At 49.0% G+C, this 1,703-nt stretch carries 1 protein-coding gene; it reads right to left on the bottom strand.

Annotation, left to right across the window (positions count from 1 at the left end):
* Positions 1-11: 11 nt before the first annotated feature.
* On the bottom strand, positions 12-1,496 hold the full coding sequence (locus E0E20_RS13765; protein ID WP_130838734.1) for a transposase: 1,485 nt from the start codon (positions 1,494-1,496) through the stop codon (positions 12-14).
* Between the last annotated feature and the right edge of the window lie 207 nt (positions 1,497-1,703).

Genomic DNA, 1,703 nt, shown 5'->3' on the forward strand with positions numbered 1-1,703 from the left:
ACACTGTAACCTCAAATTTTACGTAATAGGTCGACTCCGAGCGTGTCCAGCACGTTCTTTGTCTTCTTCTGGATTGCGGAAACTTTGATTCCCTGTTTGTCTCCGTTGTCCACACGGTAGATGTTCTTCGTGAGTTTCAGGACATCTTCCGCGGAATATTTGTCCGTGAACCCCGCGTTCCTGAGAGCGTTTAACAGGCCGTAGTAATACAGCAGGCTGATGTGATTCAGGAATGCCCAGCCCCGGAAGTAATCGTCCGTGTGTGCATGGGAAGCGCTTGAAATAACGCTGTTCTTGAGATAGTCGAAGCACTGCTCGATGTCCCAGCGTTCCTTGTAGTCGAGATAAATCTCTTTTGCAGGGAGATCGAGATTGCTGCAGAAGGAGAAATACCCCATCCGGATCTGCCTGATGACATCCTTAGGTGTACGTTCCTCCTCACCGTAGTCCTTCTCGACGTGCTCAACATAGTGGCCTACAAGTTCCGCTCTCCTGGAATCATCACGGAAGGTATAGATGAAATTTCCTTTGTTACCGCTGGGCTTCTTCCGGTACCAGATGGCTCTCTTGTTGTAGGTGAAGACATCGTCCCATTTGTTGTCATCGTTGTTCTCATAGAACTCTGTCTTAACGTTGACGGTATCTTCACGAAGAGGAAGGATGTACTTTATCCCCACGTTCAGCAGTACCGAGACATTCTTCTTGGAGTAGAAGCCTTTATCGGCAATGATGATGCAGTTCCTGCATCCTGCCGCCTGCACGGTATCCATGAAGGCTGTCTTATCGACGATGGAACCCTGCACGACACGGTAGAATACCGGCTTGTAGGAATCCTTCTCGAAAACATACAGGATCCTTGCCTGCGGATTCAGGCTGTGGTCAGGATTATAGCCCCTGTCAGCAAGGGAATCCGCTCCTCGCATGAAGATGGATGTCCCATCGAACAGCAGGGTTGATCCCGGCATAACCTGGTCACGCATGAAAGCGTCCAGTCTGTCCTGCTTCGAACCAAGCTCCGAGACAAATCTCCTCACTGAGTTCTCGGATACAGCGATGTCTGCACAGATGTCGCTCATGTAGGAATCAAGGAACATGGGCTGAATCATCCTGACGGAAGAGATGCTGTCTACGAGGCGAAGGAGCGAGATGGTCCGTATCTCCCGGAACTTATCCGGGAAATGTTTCTTCAGCTGTTCGTTCAGATCAGGCGAGAGCTGCTGCAGAGTTTCATAGGCACCATAGTTCTTGACAGAAGGAGCGACATCCGGAGTGAGACGCATGGATTGCATCAGACGCAGCCCGTTGGCGTTAGGAATGAATCCGTCGGCCTCGGTGATCTTCCCAATGCTCTGGCCTGTCACCTTCTGAGGGCGCTGCCTCTTAGCATCCCACCTGGAGGAAACAAGGTATGTATAGTAGTGGCCGCCGATCCGGCGGATCTCAACTGCCCCGAACTGGGTAGGTCTTTTCTGTTTAATAGCTTCAGGTATACTCATCACGTCACCTCACATATCTACGTAATTTACGTAATAAGTATACCTCGGATGTAGTTCTAAATCAACAGAAAATAGAACTACAGATGACACAAACAGCGTATTTTCAAGGTATTTTGCACTATCTGTTGAAGGCCAGCAGGTGAATTTATAGAGATCAGGACTGATTTAGCCCGCTTTCTATTAACGTAATTTTTGAGGTTTCAGTGT

Origin of the sequence: Lachnoclostridium sp. Marseille-P6806, assembly GCF_900625025.1 — a bacterium.
Classification (GTDB): domain Bacteria; phylum Bacillota; class Clostridia; order Lachnospirales; family Lachnospiraceae; genus CAG-791.

Excerpts from the sequence above, each read along its gene's own strand:
- E0E20_RS13765 (WP_130838734.1), bottom strand. The coding sequence starts at position 1,496 with ATGAGTATACCTGAAGCTATTAAACAGAAAAGACCTACCCAGTTCGGG.